At 56.5% G+C, this 15,398-nt stretch carries 12 protein-coding genes; 6 read left to right on the forward strand and 6 right to left on the reverse strand.

Features of this window, described 5'->3' with window-relative positions:
• The first annotated feature begins 2 nt into the window (after positions 1 to 2).
• The gene (gene eno, locus PCAL_RS00110; RefSeq protein WP_011848719.1) at positions 3 to 1,238 is read left to right on the forward strand and encodes a phosphopyruvate hydratase; all 1,236 of its coding nucleotides are present in this window, start codon (positions 3 to 5) and stop codon (positions 1,236 to 1,238) included.
• Between the two features lie 49 nt (positions 1,239 to 1,287).
• The gene (locus PCAL_RS00115; RefSeq protein ID WP_011848720.1) at positions 1,288 to 1,695 is read left to right on the forward strand and encodes a winged helix-turn-helix domain-containing protein; all 408 of its coding nucleotides are present in this window, start codon (positions 1,288 to 1,290) and stop codon (positions 1,693 to 1,695) included.
• Between the two features lie 246 nt (positions 1,696 to 1,941).
• Here the strand turns inward: PCAL_RS00115 and moaA are convergent, their stop codons facing one another.
• Positions 1,942 to 2,871 (reverse strand): GTP 3',8-cyclase MoaA, encoded by a 930-nt coding sequence (moaA, locus tag PCAL_RS00120; protein WP_011848721.1) that lies wholly within the window; start codon positions 2,869 to 2,871, stop codon positions 1,942 to 1,944.
• A gap of 80 nt (positions 2,872 to 2,951) precedes the next feature.
• Between moaA and PCAL_RS00125 the strand changes: the two genes are divergently transcribed.
• Genes PCAL_RS00125 through amrB form a run of 4 tightly spaced genes read left to right on the forward strand, consistent with a single transcriptional unit; the run spans position 2,952 to position 6,404 of the window.
• Positions 2,952 to 4,379: a serine/threonine-protein kinase gene (locus PCAL_RS00125; protein ID WP_226951967.1), complete on the forward strand. Its 1,428-nt coding sequence runs from the start codon at positions 2,952 to 2,954 to the stop codon at positions 4,377 to 4,379.
• Positions 4,380 to 4,416: 37 nt separating this feature from the next.
• The gene (locus PCAL_RS00130; protein WP_011848723.1) at positions 4,417 to 4,866 is read left to right on the forward strand and encodes an FHA domain-containing protein; all 450 of its coding nucleotides are present in this window, start codon (positions 4,417 to 4,419) and stop codon (positions 4,864 to 4,866) included.
• Positions 4,867 to 4,899: 33 nt separating this feature from the next.
• Positions 4,900 to 5,526 (forward strand): 30S ribosomal protein S2, encoded by a 627-nt coding sequence (rpsB, locus tag PCAL_RS00135; RefSeq protein ID WP_011848724.1) that lies wholly within the window; start codon positions 4,900 to 4,902, stop codon positions 5,524 to 5,526.
• A 32-nt stretch (positions 5,527 to 5,558) separates the two neighbouring features.
• Entirely contained in the window at positions 5,559 to 6,404 is an 846-nt protein-coding gene (gene amrB, locus PCAL_RS00140; RefSeq protein WP_011848725.1) for an AmmeMemoRadiSam system protein B, read from the forward strand.
• Here amrB and PCAL_RS00145 read toward each other — a convergent pair.
• The 5 genes from PCAL_RS00145 to PCAL_RS00165 all read right to left on the reverse strand — a co-directional run bounded on the left by PCAL_RS00145 (position 6,384) and on the right by PCAL_RS00165 (position 15,388).
• On the reverse strand, positions 6,384 to 7,754 hold the full coding sequence (locus tag PCAL_RS00145; protein ID WP_011848726.1) for a pyruvate kinase: 1,371 nt from the start codon (positions 7,752 to 7,754) through the stop codon (positions 6,384 to 6,386). The genes amrB and PCAL_RS00145 overlap by 21 nt on opposite strands.
• 1 nt (position 7,755) lies before the next feature.
• Positions 7,756 to 9,660, reverse strand: coding sequence for a beta-CASP ribonuclease aCPSF1 (locus PCAL_RS00150; protein WP_011848727.1), 1,905 nt, complete (start codon positions 9,658 to 9,660; stop codon positions 7,756 to 7,758).
• Between the two features lie 282 nt (positions 9,661 to 9,942).
• Positions 9,943 to 11,364 carry a cysteine--tRNA ligase gene (gene cysS, locus PCAL_RS00155; protein ID WP_011848728.1) on the reverse strand — a complete coding sequence of 474 codons (1,422 nt, stop codon included), beginning with the start codon at positions 11,362 to 11,364 and terminating at the stop codon, positions 9,943 to 9,945.
• A gap of 172 nt (positions 11,365 to 11,536) precedes the next feature.
• Entirely contained in the window at positions 11,537 to 15,058 is a 3,522-nt protein-coding gene (locus tag PCAL_RS00160) for a hypothetical protein (protein WP_011848729.1), read from the reverse strand.
• A gap of 87 nt (positions 15,059 to 15,145) precedes the next feature.
• Positions 15,146 to 15,388 carry a hypothetical protein gene (locus tag PCAL_RS00165; protein ID WP_193322742.1) on the reverse strand — a complete coding sequence of 81 codons (243 nt, stop codon included), beginning with the start codon at positions 15,386 to 15,388 and terminating at the stop codon, positions 15,146 to 15,148.
• Between the last annotated feature and the right edge of the window lie 10 nt (positions 15,389 to 15,398).

Raw genomic sequence — 15,398 nt, forward strand, 5'->3', positions numbered from 1 at the left:
CCATGGAGATCAAAGATGTTGCGATAAGGAAGATTTTCACGGGGAGGGGCGACTTAACGGTTGAGGTGGAGGTGGCCACTGAGGACTTTGTGGCCAAGGCCGCGGCGCCGGCCGGGGCGTCTAGGGGGGCCAACGAAGTTGTGTACTTCCCTGAGGAGGGCATCGATGCGGCAATTGCGGCGTTTGAGCGGCTGGTGGCGCCAGAGGTGGTGGGGCTAGACGTGAGCGAGCCATATGTGGTAGATGGGAAGTTGGAGGAGGTGGACGGCACTGCGAGGTTCGAGCGTATAGGGGGCGCCGTTGCCATAGCTACCTCGTTTGCCTCGGCTGAGGCTGGTGCCGCGTCTCTTGGGCTTCCCCTCTTCTCCTTCATTGGCGGGGCTTATGCCAGGAGGCTCCCGCTCCCCCTGGGCAACGTGATAGGAGGGGGGAAGCACAGCAGAGGCCTCGGCCCAGATATACAAGAGTTCTTGGCGATACCGCTGAATCCCCCCGACATCTTCACAGCTATTTACACAAACGTAGAAATTCACAAGAGGGCTCTCAAGGGGATCTTGAAGGTGGACGCGAGTTTCACCGGTGGGAAAAACGACGAGGGGGCTTGGACGCCTCGCATATCCTCTCGCACCGCCTTGAGGATATTAAAAGAGACGGCAGAGGAGGTGGGTAAGGAGGTGGGCGTTGAGGTGGGGATCGGCGTAGATGTAGCCGCCTCTAGTCTCTGGAACGGCGAAAGGTACGTCTACAAAAACGAGGGGGTTGAGAGGGGGCCTAGGGAGCAGTTGGAGTTTATCGCGAAGCTGATCGAGGAGTTCGACTTGGTATATGTAGAGGACCCGTTCCATGAAGAGGACTTTCAATCCTTTGCAGAGCTCACCGACCGTTTTAGAGACAGGCTCATAGTCGGCGATGACCTGTTTGTAACAAACCCCGACAGGATAAGGCACGGCGGCAGACTTAAGGCCGCGACTGGCGTAATTATTAAGCCTGACCAAATAGGCACGCTACTCCGCGCCCATACAGCCGTGTCAACAGCCAGGGAGTACGGGCTGAAGATCGTGGTATCGCACAGATCTGGCGACACTGAGTACAAGACACTTGCACACGTCGCCGTTGGTTTTGGAGCCGAGGTCATAAAAACTGGGATTATGGGCGGCGAGAGGACGGCCAAATTGAACGAGCTCATTAGAATAGGGGAGTACTTAGGCAGGTGGGGGAACATATCGCGAATTAGGTAACAGCCTGAGCGACCTAAGATACTACATATAAAGGAGTCGAATATTTGCCGTGGTTGTTAGAATAAAGAGCCGCATATGGGTTGATAAAGATGGGCAAGAGTTGATAGGGCCCGGCATCTACAGCATATTAAAGGCAATTGAGGAGACGGGCTCAATAGCATCGGCGGCGAGGAAGCTGGGCTACTCATATAAATTCGTGTGGACGTATATAAAGCGGCTTGAGGACGTCTTAGGCGTCCCCCTCGTGGAGTCTAAGAGGGGGGGCAAGGAGAGGGGCGTAACCGAGTTGACGGAGGTGGGAAAAATCTTGTTAAACTACTACGAGTCCATGAGTAGAGAAGTGGAGGAGGTGTTAAAGCGGTGGGAACAGAAGTTTTCAAACTTGGTAGAGACTCTACAAACGGCAGTGGCAGAAGTGGAAAAAGAGGAAGAGATCCCGTATTACGAGGAGGAGTAGGGGCATCCGACCTACTTTGCCGCCCTGGGTCGCCCCTAGCGGATCATTAATCCCCCCCTCATGTCGCCCCGTGGGCGAGCTCTAGACAATAACCCATGTAAGAACAGATAATAGATTGAATAGGCTTCAAGGCCGGTGGGGGAAATGGGCATGCTAAATCTCGCGGGCTCTTCTCTCTGCGCTGAGGGCTACACGTCTCTCCTGGCCTCGAATCTACATTTGACGACTAGATTCTTCGCGCCTCAGTCATTTAGAAGCGTATATGTGGAATCTAGGCTCTCTACTCGCAAGAGCTGTCTTTACCGCGTACACCATGCCCTCGACGTCTCTGTTCTTGATGTACGGAGCTAAGTCCACCGCAGGCTCGGCGTATATACAGGTCTTAAGCTTGCCATCGCTTGTGAGTCTCATGGTAGTACAGCCGCTACAGAACGTGGGGTTGTTGTAGTTCTTTATGAGCTCTATGGTGACGCCGCCGAGTTTGTACAACGGCCTATTGTGCAACTCTTTTCTCAGGGAGAGAGGCCTGCCGCCCAGTCTCGTCACTATCTCTGCTATCGTCTCTATTGGCTCGTAATAGTCGCCAAACACCTTTAGCCCACTTCCGGAGGGCATGAGCTCTATGAACTGCAGCGATGCGTCAAGCGATGCGGCTAATTTCACCAGCTCCTTAACGCTTTTATCATCAGTGTTAATGCCCCTTAATACAACGGCATTTAGCTTAATTGCCAGACCTCTATTTCTGCTCTCCTGAAGCCCGCGTAGGACCTCTTTAAAAGCCCACGTAGGAGCTCCCACGACCTTGGAATATTTCTCAGGATCCGCCGTGTGTATAGAGACGTTTATCTTCCTAAGCCCAGCCTTATACAGCCTGTCCACCCACCTCCTCAGGAGAAGCCCATTAGTGGTTATTGACACGGCGGCGACCCTCGCTATTGCTTCAACTATTTTATCTATGTCTCGCCTGAGCAACGGCTCACCTCCTGTCAACTTAAAATCGTAGACGCCGAGCTTTGAAAACACGTATGAGGCAAATTCGTAGTCCTCAGCCGTAAGCGTCGAACCCTGCCGCCTCTGCTGGCCCTCAAAATGACAAAAGAGACAGTTGTAGTTGCACTCGTCATCGACGACATATCTCATTTTCAAAAACGGCCTGCCAACCCTATCACTAAGCACAGTCTAACACGAATGGCAGATTAAATATATACCGTGCACGTGTAGTATACGTGTACTTAAACCTCTACTAGTAGTGCCTTGTGGTGTTGTGGCAAATGTCGGCTGTGCTTCTTGCAGTCTTGGCGTGGGCTCTCTACAGCAGATATGTTTCACTCTTCTGGGTCGTCATATCGGCTACGTTGCTTCTCATCTCCAGCGGGCTTTTGGCGTCGTTGAACACGGCGTTGATCGGGTTGGTAGTACTTAGGGGAATTTTTGATAGATATAGAAGAGAAATACTTACTCTATTTATTAGTTTACTAATTGTAAAAATTGTTTTTATAACTGAACTTTATTTAGACGAAAGGCTCCCGCTTGTGTACTACCTCTTAGATGGAGTATTCACAGCAACTTCTGCGTTTATGTTGTCTGCCTACAGTTTTAAGCCGCCTCGCCTTAAGTATGCCCAAGTTCTAGCTTTCCCTGCCTCTGCCCTCTCTTCTCTTCTTACATTGCCAGAGTCTGTCGTTTTAGGAATACTGGTAGCCCTATTGGACACGCCTCCGTATGTCGCCGCGGCGCTGGCGGCGGCTAATGCCGCATATCTATACGTCGTGGGGGACACCGCGCTCTTTCTCCCACCGTTGCTGTTCACAGTGGCATATGTTATAGCGTACAAGAGGGTGTTGTTTATAGCGGAGAAGCCGCCGGCGGGCTGGCTCTACTCGTGGCTTGGGGGTAGGTACAAGGTGGTTAAACTGCTCGGCGTGGGCGGGTTCAGCTACGTGCTCGCGGTTAAACGCGGTGGCAAAATCTATGCAGCTAAGATACTTCGCTATACGGACGACTACGGAGTTCCCCTGGCCGGAGACGAGAAGGTGCTCGCCTTCTTTGGCCAAGAGATGAATAGGTATCTTGAGATAAAGTCGGAGAGAATAGTCAAGGCGTATGAGGTGTATCTGCCAGCGGTTGGGTACAAAGACTTGCGCCACTACATGAGAGACCCGCCCTACATCTTGCTTGAGTACATGAGGGGAACCTTGAGAGACGTGCTTAGGATTAAGAAAACTCTGCCAGTGCCGCAGGTGGTGGAGATGTTTAAACAGCTCGCCGCCGGCCTATACGACATACATAGGCACAACGTCGTCCACTTAGACATAAAGCCGGAGAACATCATGTTTGGAGAGGGCGGAGTAGTCAAAATAGGCGACATGGGGATAGCGAAGGTTGTGGCCGGGGGGTATGTGCATAGTAGCTATATGTCTCCTGCATACGCGGCTCCGGAGCTTAAGAGAGGCGTGGCCTCCTTTGCCTCAGACGTATACTCGCTTGCTTGCGTCATCTACGAGGCTTTAACGGGGATAAACCCAAACGTCTTCGTGGAAAACGGATACCCGGTGCCTCCGCCCAGCTCTTACAACAAAGAGGTGCCCCCTTGGCTGGACGAGCTGTTGTTAAAGATGCTGGCGCCGGACCCAGCCCGGAGACCTAGCGCAGCTGAGGTTCTGAAAGCGTTGGAGGGGCGCTGAGGCGTTACCTTTATTACCAAAGAGGTTTAACAAGGGCGTGCCCTGGAGATGTCCCATCTGCGGCACTGAGAACCGCGACGACGCGTTGACATGTAGAGTGTGCGGAGCCTATAAGCCCGAGGCAACTACAAAGAGGATGGGCCAGCCGCCGAGGGAGGAGGTCAGCGGCGTAGTTGTAATAGAGGTGTTGGAAAGCCCCGTGGAGCCCCTCGTGGGGAAAAAGTTTGAGTTTAGAGTCAACTCGCCCGGCACGATTATCACCGTGGGGAGGTCTGTGGAAAACCAAGTGGTGGTGCCAGACCCCCTGGTCTCGAGAAGACACTTAAGGCTCATAGTGACGCAGAACGGCATAGTAGTAGAGGACTTGGGCAGCAGCAACGGCACATATCTATTGACGGAGGGGGGAGAGCGGCTAGTAAAGGTGGAGAACGTTGGAAAAAGCGCCGTGTTACGCATAGGGAGGACCAAGCTTAGAATCGTTGCTTGAAAGTATATATACTACCTCTGTCGCCACATCCACATGGCCGAGGAGGCGCAGTATGAGTATCTCGTGCCGCTGGAGAAATACTTAAGCGCAGGCGTGAGATTGGGAACGCGGCTCTCCAATAAGTACCTAGAGGAGAGGGGCTTCATATACGCGGTTAGGCCAGACGGTTTGAGGATCTTCGACATTAAGAAAATCGACGAGCGGCTGAGAATTGCGGCCAAACTCATCGCGAGGTATCCGCCCGACAGAGTGTTAGTACATACCACAAGGCCCTACGGCTTCAAGCCAGTGCAAATGTTCTGCAAATTTGTCGGATGCAAAGCTCTCACAGGCAGATTTATACCAGGCATGTTGACTAACCCCAATCTCTCAAACTACCTTGAGGTAGACTTGCTATTCGTAGTAGACCCGAGACTAGACTCCCAAGCCGTCGCCGAGGCGGCCAAGATGGGGATACCCGTGGTGGCGCTTGTAGATACAGACACGCCGCATCAATACATCGACTTCATGATCCCCTGCAACAACAAGGGGAGGAAGAGCCTGGCGCTCATCTTCTGGGTTTTGGCTAGGCAGGTTCTTAGAGAGAGAGGCGAGCTTAAGCCTGACCAAGACCTCCCTGTCCCGCCCGAGGAGTTTGAGACGAGACTTGTACAAACTTAAACTTTTTAAAATTATAGACGTATAGACAAGCAATGCGTATTAGAAAGCCCGCCGTAGCCGGTTACTTCTACGAGTCGAGGGCCGACGAGTTGCAGGCGCGGATTGAGTGGTCTATTAAACACGAGATTGGGCCCAAGGCCCCCGTCTTGCCTAAACTCGGGACCGAGGCCCTAGGCGGCGTGGTTCCACACGCCGGATATATGTACTCAGGGCCTGTGGCCGCGTGGCTGTACTCGGCCCTGGCAGGTTACGGCGCGCCCACAACCTTCGTTATCATTGGCCCAAACCACTACGGCATAGGCGCCCCCGTGGCAATTATGAAGTCTGGGGCTTGGGAAACCCCCTTCGGCCGTGTGGAGATAGACGAAGAGCTCGCCTCGCTGATAGCGTCGAACTATAGGGAGATTGAAGACGATGCCCACGCCTTTTCTAAGGAGCACTCAATCGAGGTACAGTTGCCGTTTATCCAGTACTACTTCAAAAACGTCAAGTTTGTGCCCATAGCGGTGTGGAGACAGACGCTGTCTACGTCGCGCGAGTTGGGAAAGGCAATTGCCAAAGCCCTGAGAGAGTACAAGAGGCGAGTGTACTTATTGGCGAGTAGCGACTTCAACCACTACGAGCCCCACGACGTCACCGTTAAAAAAGACGACATGGCGATAGGCAAAATCTTGGAGTTAGACGAGGCTGGGCTCTTCGATGTGGCGTCTAGATTCGACATATCGATATGTGGAATAGGGCCCATAGCGTCGGTGATAGTTGCGGCGAAAGAGCTGGGGTTCTCCAACGCGGCCTTGCTCAAGCATGCGACTTCTGGCGACACGAGCGGCTATCGCGATGAGACGGTTGGCTACGCCTCAATCCTCTTCTATAAATAACTTAATGACGTGCTCGCCCCCTCTTATCCCATATGTGGCCACATAAGGCGCCTTCCCCCTCATGGCTATAAGCTTCGCGAGCCCCTCCTCGTAGCTGGGGGCGGGTATGTGGTGGGGCTCTAAAGCCCACACCACCGACAGCGCACGTGCAGTCTTCATGCTTGGAGTGCCCACGTAGACAAGCTGCAGAGGCCTAAACTTGGCCACTCGCCTTGCCAGCGCCCCGCTCATGCTGTATATGAGGATGTCTGCCCCAAGATCTTCTGCCAGTTCTACAAGCGCTTTTGCGAATCTATCTCTCACGCCATTGGGGAGAGGGCGCTGAGGCACGTGGTACTCCACCGCGTTGAGAATTTTTGTAAGCCAGCTGGCAGCCTCAATGGGGTATCTCCCGCTGGCGGTCTCGTTGGTAAGCCAAACGCTGTCAACTCCCATGGAGGCAGTCGTGAACACGTCGTTGACCTCGGCCCTTGTGGGCGTTGGGTAACTCTGGAGGGAATCTAACAGTTGTGTGGCCACGGCGACTGGCTTCCCCAGCCTCAGCGCGGTGTAGACAACTCTGCGTTGTACAACGGGCAGAGACTCAAGCCCGTAGTGGAGGCCTAAGTCGCCCCTGGCCACGACCAAGTAGTCGCCACATTGGGCCAACTCCTCTAACGCCTCGACGGCCCGCCTTGTCTCAATTTTGACCGCCACCTGGCTCTCAAACCCAAGCTCCCTCAAGATAGCCCTCGCCTTTTCTACATCTCCACAGCCCCTGGCCAAGCTCACAGACACGTAATCCACTTCGCGGGCGAGGTGGGCAATCCCCCGTAGTGTCTCTATGTCGTCGTCGGTGGGCGAGGGCAGATCGAAGTCCTTGCCCTCAATCACCACAGCCTTGCCGCTTTCAACAACGCCGCTCGACTCAGCCAACGCCCTAGCGGCGCCGGGCCCCGCCGAGACGACCCTCATCCTCAACTTGCCGTCAAGCATTAAGACCACATCGCCAGGCTCTACAACCGCGAAGAAGAGCTCTGGCACTGGTATAAAACTGCCGTCGGACTCGCGTCCAGGCTTAAATACCACCTCTTGCCCCCTCTCCACGCTTATTGGAGGCGTTTTTCCAACTCGGACGCTTGGCCCCCTCAAGTCTACGACGAGGGCCAGGGGGCGCCCCCTCTCTGCCTCATAGGTCCTAACCGTCCGCACCCGCGCCTCTACCTCGCCGGGGGTGGCATGTGCCAAGTTTATCCTAACGCCGTCTGCCAAGTCTAAGAAGCGGAACACCTCGCCTATCGACAAGGCGTCGGTCGCCGGGCCCAGCGTCAAAACTCTCTTCGTAAGCGGCTTTGCAGAGGCCTTGCCCATGTTATAGAGCCCTGATCCTCTCGCCGACCTTTGGCACAACAGTCGTGATCTTGTACTTGAGCTCGATGGAGGTGGCTAGGCTGATGATCTTCGACGGCTCGCCGTGTATAAGCACAATTTTCTTTGGCTTTGGCTCTATGTGTTCGACGTACTTCATAAGCTCTCTCCTATCGCTGTGGCCCGAGAACCCCGGTATCGACGCCGCCTCCATCCTCATCTGTACCTTGATCTCGCCCGCAGTCAAGCTACGCACAGTGAATTCCCTCTCCCCGTTTAGTATCCTCCTCCCCAAGGTCCCCTCCGCTTGGTATGAGACAAAGATGAGCTTGTTTCTCTCGTCCGGTGCGAGCTGGGCGAAGTAGTCCAGGATAGGTCCGCCGTTTAACATGCCATGAGGCGCTATTATGACGGCTGGCTCCTCGCTCTGGGCTATCTTAGCCACCTGGTTTATCCTATCCTCAACCCGCTTAGCCCTATCTACAATAACCACGGCGCCCGACGTGGTAAATGGATTCACCCCACTGTATATTTCTTCGGCCACCTCTGGGTTTAGGTAGTGCGGGTACATGAGGTAGACGTTCAACGTCTCCACAATCATGCCGTCTACGTAGATGGGGACCCTGGGAATGAGGCCTCCCTCCATCATCTTATTCAGTATGTAGAGTATCTCCTGCCCTCTCCCAGTGCTAAAGGCGGGAATGAGGACCTTCCCGCCCTTAGCCACAGTCTCTGCGACGTGTTTAGCCAAGGCGTTCTCTGCCTCCACCCTCGGCGGCTGGACGTCGTCTCTACCCCCGTAGGTGGACTCCATGATCAACATCTCCACCCGCTTAAACTTGTTCACAGCCCTGTTCAAAAGCCTGGTCTTACCGTACTTGAAATCCCCAGTGTAGAGTATGTTGTACCTCCCATTTCCAATGTGTAAGTGCGCCATCGCTGAGCCTATCTCGTGGCCGGCGTCGTAGAAAGTGAGCTTGATGTCAGGCGTGATGTCCGTCACCTCCTCGTAGTCCAACGTAATTGTGTGATATATCACAGCCTCCACGTCGGCTCTCGAAAAGCTGGGCAAGCCCCCCTCCCTCTCCTTCAACTCCACATAGTCCATCAAGAGGATGTAGGCCTGGTACTTGGTCGGGTCAGTCGCGTATACTGGGCCGCGGTAGCCGTACTTATACAACAGGGGCAGACAGCCCACGTGGTCCATGTGGGCGTGCGTTAAAACGACGGCGTCTAGGCGGTCTAAGTCCAGCATGTCCAACAGAGGGAAGTCCTCATCGTCTTGGACAGGCTTGAGGCCGCAGTCGAGCAAGACGTTGCTTTCGCCGGTGCTGACAAGCACGGCGCTCCGCCCCACCTCCATGGCTCCGCCGAGGAAGGTCACGGTGATAGGCCCCTCTTTAACCACGGGTTCTTGGTGAATAAACCTGGCAAGTCTCTCCATGAGCTCCCTCCTCTGCTCATAAGCGCCGTGGAAGATCTGTCTCACGGCAAGCACCTCGTGCGCAGGTATTTTCTCGCCGCCCCTCGGCACGCCGCTCTCGATAACTGCCCTCCATCCCGTTTTTACAAAAATTTCACGGGCCGCCTCCCTAAGCTCGGCCCCCCTCGCCGGCTTTGAGAGATAGACATACACATCGCCACTTTTCTCAAACACCACCTCCTCAACCCCGTCCAACACCTCCGAAATCACTTGCCTAGCCCTCTTCTCAGGCAGGCGGCTAGACTCGTCGGCCCTCAGAACCACCCTCTTTTTCAACGCCTTAGCCACTTCTCCGACTAAGTCAAAAGCCACGTCCAACGGCCTTCTGACATAGATACAGAGGTTTGGGCCTTCAAAACTCACCTTGGCCACCTCCACCCCTGAGAGAATAGACTTTACCTTACTCTCAACCTCAAGATAAGACACAGGGGATAAGTTCCACTGGTATATTAATTTTGGCCACTCCGCCGAGATACGCTCAACACACCCCTCGACAAGTGGAATATGCTTTCTGGAAGTGTTACACGTCCCGGCCTTAGCGAGCCTCCTGGCAGTTGCACGACCCACGGAAGGCCCCCGAGGTGAGCTTGTAGCGACGCCTGTGGGCGAGGTCTCCCCGTGCAGAGAGGCGAGCGGCACGACGTACGCCGTAGACTAATTCACCGACCTACCTAGTTATAAGTAGGTCGACGATAAAATGTTCATCCTTTAGCCCCGGCGGCGAATGGTGTAATACGTCCTTGGGCCAAAGTCGTGGAGCTCCGCCCCCAGCGCCTTGGCCCGCTCTCTCACGTAGTCGGCCAGTTGGTAAAGCCTCTCGCTACGCAACCTGGCCCGCACTTCTACAAGGGCCTTCACCGCCTCCTCCACCTCCTTAGCCACCTCCCTCCTCTCAAGCACGCCTATTACGTCGGCCATTTTCACATAGTCGGCGAGGATGGCCAGCACGGTGTTCTTCGACAACTTGTCCACCTTGTGTAACACCGTGGATATGATGTACTTAGCCGCAGCGTAGAGCTGTTGCACCGCCTCTGGGGTAGAGAAGTCGTCCTCCAAGGCGCTGTAAAACGCCGCCTTGAAGTTGCCGATGTCCACCCGCTCTCTGTCGGCGTCTCCCGCATCGGCCACCGCCTGGCTCAGCTCGTCATACGCAGTGTATAAAGTCTTGACTATGTCCTCCGCCTGGTCGAGGAGCTCGAAGCTAAACTCCATGGGCTTCCTGTAGTGGCTCATGGCGTAGGCCAGGCGGAGGGCCTCCCCGCTGTACTTAGACAACACCTCCCTAAGTGTAATCACATTGCCGAGGGACTTCGACATCTTCTCCCCCCTAACGGTGAGATACCCCACGTGTATCCAATATTTGGCAAAGTTGTCTACCCCAAAGTAGGCCTTTGCAATGGCGATCTCGTTCTCGTGGTGGGGGAAGATGAGGTCGGCGCCGCCCCCGTGGAAGTCGAAGGGGACGCCCAAGTGCTTAGTGGACATCACCACGCACTCGAGGTGCCACCCAGGCCTCCCGGGGCACCAAGGCGAATTCCACCAAGGCTCCCCCGGACTCCAGCTCTTCCACAAGGCGAAGTCGAGGGGGTTCCTCTTCCCAGGCTCAGGCTCGACTCTCGCGCCTGCAATCAGCTCCTCTATCCTCTGCCTAGAGAGAACCCCGTAGTTGGGCACCTTCCCCACCTCGAAGTAGACAGAGCCGTCTGGGGCCACGTAGGCAAAGCCCTTCTCCACTAGCGCAGATATCCACTTCACCATGTCGTCTACGTTCTCCGTGACTCTGGGGTAGGCGTAGGCGGGCTTTATGAAAAGGCGCTTAGACACCTCGAAGAACTCCGCGATGTACCGCTCAGGCACCTCCCTCCACCTTTTATAAGCCTCAGGGCCAAACTCCTCCCTAGCCTTTGCGATGATCTTGTCATCTATGTCCGTGAAATTTACCACGAGGCGGACCTCGTACCCCAAAGACTCGAGGTACCGCCTAAACATGTCAAAGAAGACATACACTCTCCCATGCCCCACGTGGACGTGGTCATATGGAGTAATGCCACAGACATAGCCTCTGGCAAGGCCCGGCGTATAAGTCGTAAACTCCTCCACCTGCCTAGTCGCCGTATTGTAGATGCGCATAGGTCAGAAAAATTAGCTAATAAAAAACTACGGGTCAAGCGGGAGAGACCTCGTAAAGACGTACGCCATGTCCGGCGGCTCCCTTCCCTCAGCCAAGAGGTACCCCTCGTAATTGGCATGTAGTAGTTCAGCAAGTCGTAGCGCCTAGCCGCCTTTACCCTCGAATATAAGATTAAAGCCTCCTTAGGAGGGCCAGGAGAAATCCGCCAGCGACGCCTAAGAGGAGCGGCTCCACCTTGCGCAGAGTCTCGACTACACCCATGTTTGGCTCTCTCCCCGAGGCCAAGCTCATCTCAACAAGGGCCCTAGCCGCCAGAGTGAGGGGAGTTGGGGGTTCTGAGTACAGCTTGGCTAAGTCCTCCACGAGGCGCCAATCCCCAGTGGCCACCGCTCTCTCGAGGAGGTAGCGGTAGTAGGGCCTTGCCTCGGGGGGCAGTAGGCCGTACGTCCTATTCGCCGCCGTATAGGCGTCGGGCGGCACTGCGAAGCCCACGAACTCAGTGACGTTGGACACCCCCATATACGTCACGCGTATGGTGTAGTTGACGAGGCCGAGCCTGCGGAAGTCCCCCACCACCTCCACTCGTCCATCCACTTGTCTCCCCCCGAGGAGAGGTACGGCGAGGAGGCCCCCTACGGGGAAAATGGGCAAGCCGCGGAGGGAGCCCAGCCGAGTGTAATTCAGCCCAGCGGTCAAAGAGGCCCACTCCACCGTTGCCTCGGCCGAGGTGGAGTTCGAGGCAGCGGCTATCCGCGCGGCGCATGTGGCGTTTGAGGACAGGCGGAGAGTGGCGTTGAGGGGCACCACGTCGGCCCTAGAGAGACCACACCCCTCGACTCTAACCGCCACTCTTGCAGGAGCGGCCGGCTCCACGCGGCCCACCACTTGCACCTCGGCAGTTGCGCCAACGGGGAGGAGGCGGGGCGCCGAGAGGGAGAGCTCCACCTTGTACAAGACGACTGTTGTGCGGTTCACATAGGGGCCCAGCTTGACCTCCACCTCATAAGCCCCGGGGCGCCCCGACGTGTCCACAGGCACACTCTCAGTATAAACGCCCGGCCCCAGGGAGACCTCCCGGCTGAGCCAGGGGGTGGCCAAGACGCCCCTTATGTAGAGCCCCTGGGGTACCTCGACCCTAATCTGCATATGCGCCGAGGAGCCTACCTCCGCCAAGATGGGCTGGGCGGCCACCACGGCCAGCGGCCGGGTAAAGCTCAAGGCGCCGAACCCGTAGTCCACCGTTGCGACGCCCCCGCTGGGCCGCACCCCCACGACGAACGACGCAGAGCCGCGGACCCCCCTCCCTGCCACGACGTAGGTGTAGTTGCCGGGCGTCTCCACCCTCAGTTCTACAAAGGCAGACTCGCCCCCCTTGTCGATAGTCCAGTTGAGCAGGCGGGCCTCCACCCTAGGCGGAGGCACGTAGAGGTGTGCCGTTGCGGGGCCAAAGGAGGTGGGTACGGAGACGTTTAACACGGGGCCGTAGGCGCTATGCCACGTTAGCTCGGTGAAGTTAAAGCCGCATCCGCCCCTGGGCACATTTACCACAAGCCGCCTGCCCCCAACCTCTACCACATATCTGGCGTCCACCGAGGGCTTACACACGGAGACCACGGCCTTAAAGACCGCGGAGAAGTTGTTGGGCCGCACTGTGCCCTCCACGAGGAGCAGAGACACGTTGGGCCTCGGCAAATACACCGCCGCCGCGGCGCGGCCCTCGTACACGACAGTGACGTTTTCGCCGTAGCGGTAGGAGACCACAGCCAAGCCCCCCTGGAGAGGCTCAACGCTGAGCGCGCCATCGAAGTTCGGCGGCGGAGGAGAGGAGACCTCTACGTTGTACCTAAGCCCCACCAGTATGCGAGCCACGCCGCCCTCTACCACGGCCCCCAAGGGCTCCACCTTCACCACCACCTCCGGCGCCTCGAGGCTGACCCACTCAGCAAGCCTGCCCACCCCCACGAGGACTCTCTTTCTCTCCCCTGGCCGCAACGCCACGGTGAGGTTCAAGACGCCGCCTGTATAGACGCCGCGCGTAACTCCATCCACGGAGGCGGCGCCGCTGAACTTGGCCCAAGGCGGCCCAACAACGGCGACTGAGAGGACGTAGCGGAGGAGGCCCCCCTCCAATTTGGGAGACGAGACAGAGACAGAGAGGCGGGCCTCCACGTGGACAACAGCCGCCACGTAGCCGCCGTAAACAAGCTCCACGTCGGTGGGCAGCTTGCCAACAGAGTAGCTACGCTGCTCAGAGCCGAAATACGCCGTCAAGACCCCCCTCTCGCTGTCTAAGTCGTAGCTTAGGCTATATGACAGCCCGTATATGGGGACTGTAGCGTTGGCGACGCCGCAACTCACCGTGGCGTTGCCGCCCACCTTGTCCACCACCTTAAACCCCAGCTTAAACACAGTCGTCGAATTGGGAGGCACAGCCACCTTAGACGAGTTGAACTGGACGCCGGAGGCCGCCGCGTTGAGAAAACAGACAAGAGACAAGGGGTTGGGATTTGACAAAGTCACATTGACGTAGCCGCGGCCTCCCGCGCCGAGGAAGAGGCGGGAAGGAGAGGCCGCGAGGGCGGGTGGGGACAAGTTAAGTCTTACATAGGCCGCGTAGCCGCCGTACTCCACCGCCAAGGTATAAGGCCTTAAGACGCCCGTAAAGTTGTAGACGCCGCACCCATCCGCGAGCCGGACTTCCGAGCCGTTTACTTTTACGACTCCATTGATTTTGACCCCGTTGAGCTCGGCGCACAAGTTGACAGAGATTTTCCCATCCTCATACCGTCCGCCAGCCAAGTAGGTGCGCAACTGGGTGAAAAACACAGTCACAGCCACGTGTACAGTGTCGCTGTAGTTGTTGACAAAGGCGGCTAGGAGAGTGCCGTTTCTCACTTCGAACTCTCTGTTGAGCAATAGGTTAGACACAACGCGCGGGTCGTCCACCGAAATCTTCACCAAGCCCGTCGGCGCAGTAAACTCGTAGTACACCGCCGAGTAGCCCGGGATGTCCAGGTAGAGGTAGTAGGGCCCAGGCGAGAGTGTGACGGCCTTCCGCTCGGGCTCGTACCTAACGCCGCCAAGCTCCACGCTCTTGGCAAGCGCCAAGAGGAACTGGACGTAGAGCCTGGCCGCCCCACTCCTCGTGAGAAAGGCCTTGAGCACAGACTCCCACGAAGACGCCTGCTGGAGGTGCCAAGCGACGGCGGCGCTGTACTTATACCAATCGTACACCCTATCCTCGCCAAGGGAGAAGGGGTTGACGGAATACAGCTTGTCCGAGAAGTACATGGCGGGGAAGTAGTACACCCCAGTGGCCACAGACGCCATGCCCTCCGGCGCCGCCTCCTTCGCCCAGAAGTAGTCGTATATGTCAGGGTCGTAGTTGGCCAAAAAGACGTGCCCCACTTCGTGAAACACAAGCCTCCTCGTGTAGCGGCCAAAGTCGACCTCTAACACGCAGCGCCCTCCAAGCTTCGTGTAGGACACATCCCCAAGAGACTGATTATAGTACACCCGGTACTTGTCCCCCTGGCATGGGGGCGCCGGGGAGAGGCCCTTAGAAACATAGAAGCTGTAGGCATCCTCCAAGTACTTGGCCAGGGTGGGGTCGTCCGGCGTAATTACAAAGTGCTCAGTCTCAAGAGCGGCCACGGCAACGGCGAGGAAGAGCGCGAAGAGCAAAACACGCACGACGAATTAAAATACCCCCAATATATCCCTTATGGACACCAAACCCTGGCTACTACTAGCGTTAGCAGCCGCGTTAGTTGTAATATTCTACTTGATGAATACATCACAGACTCCCACGGTGCCTACGCCGACACCGACAACTACTGCAACGGTGACCCCAAGCCCGACCACCTCCACTACGCTGACGGCCACGCCCACTGAGACGCCGAAGCCCACAGCCACTGCTACTACGACGACGGCACCCAAGCCCAGCGCCGCGCCCGTGTATATCCCACGCCTCGAGGTAGAGCTGTCGGCGCCCCAGGCGGTGAACACCACGAAGTTGCCCACGGCGGTGAAT

Origin of the sequence: Pyrobaculum calidifontis JCM 11548 (genome assembly GCF_000015805.1) — an archaeon.
In the GTDB taxonomy this organism is placed as follows: domain Archaea; phylum Thermoproteota; class Thermoprotei; order Thermoproteales; family Thermoproteaceae; genus Pyrobaculum; species Pyrobaculum calidifontis.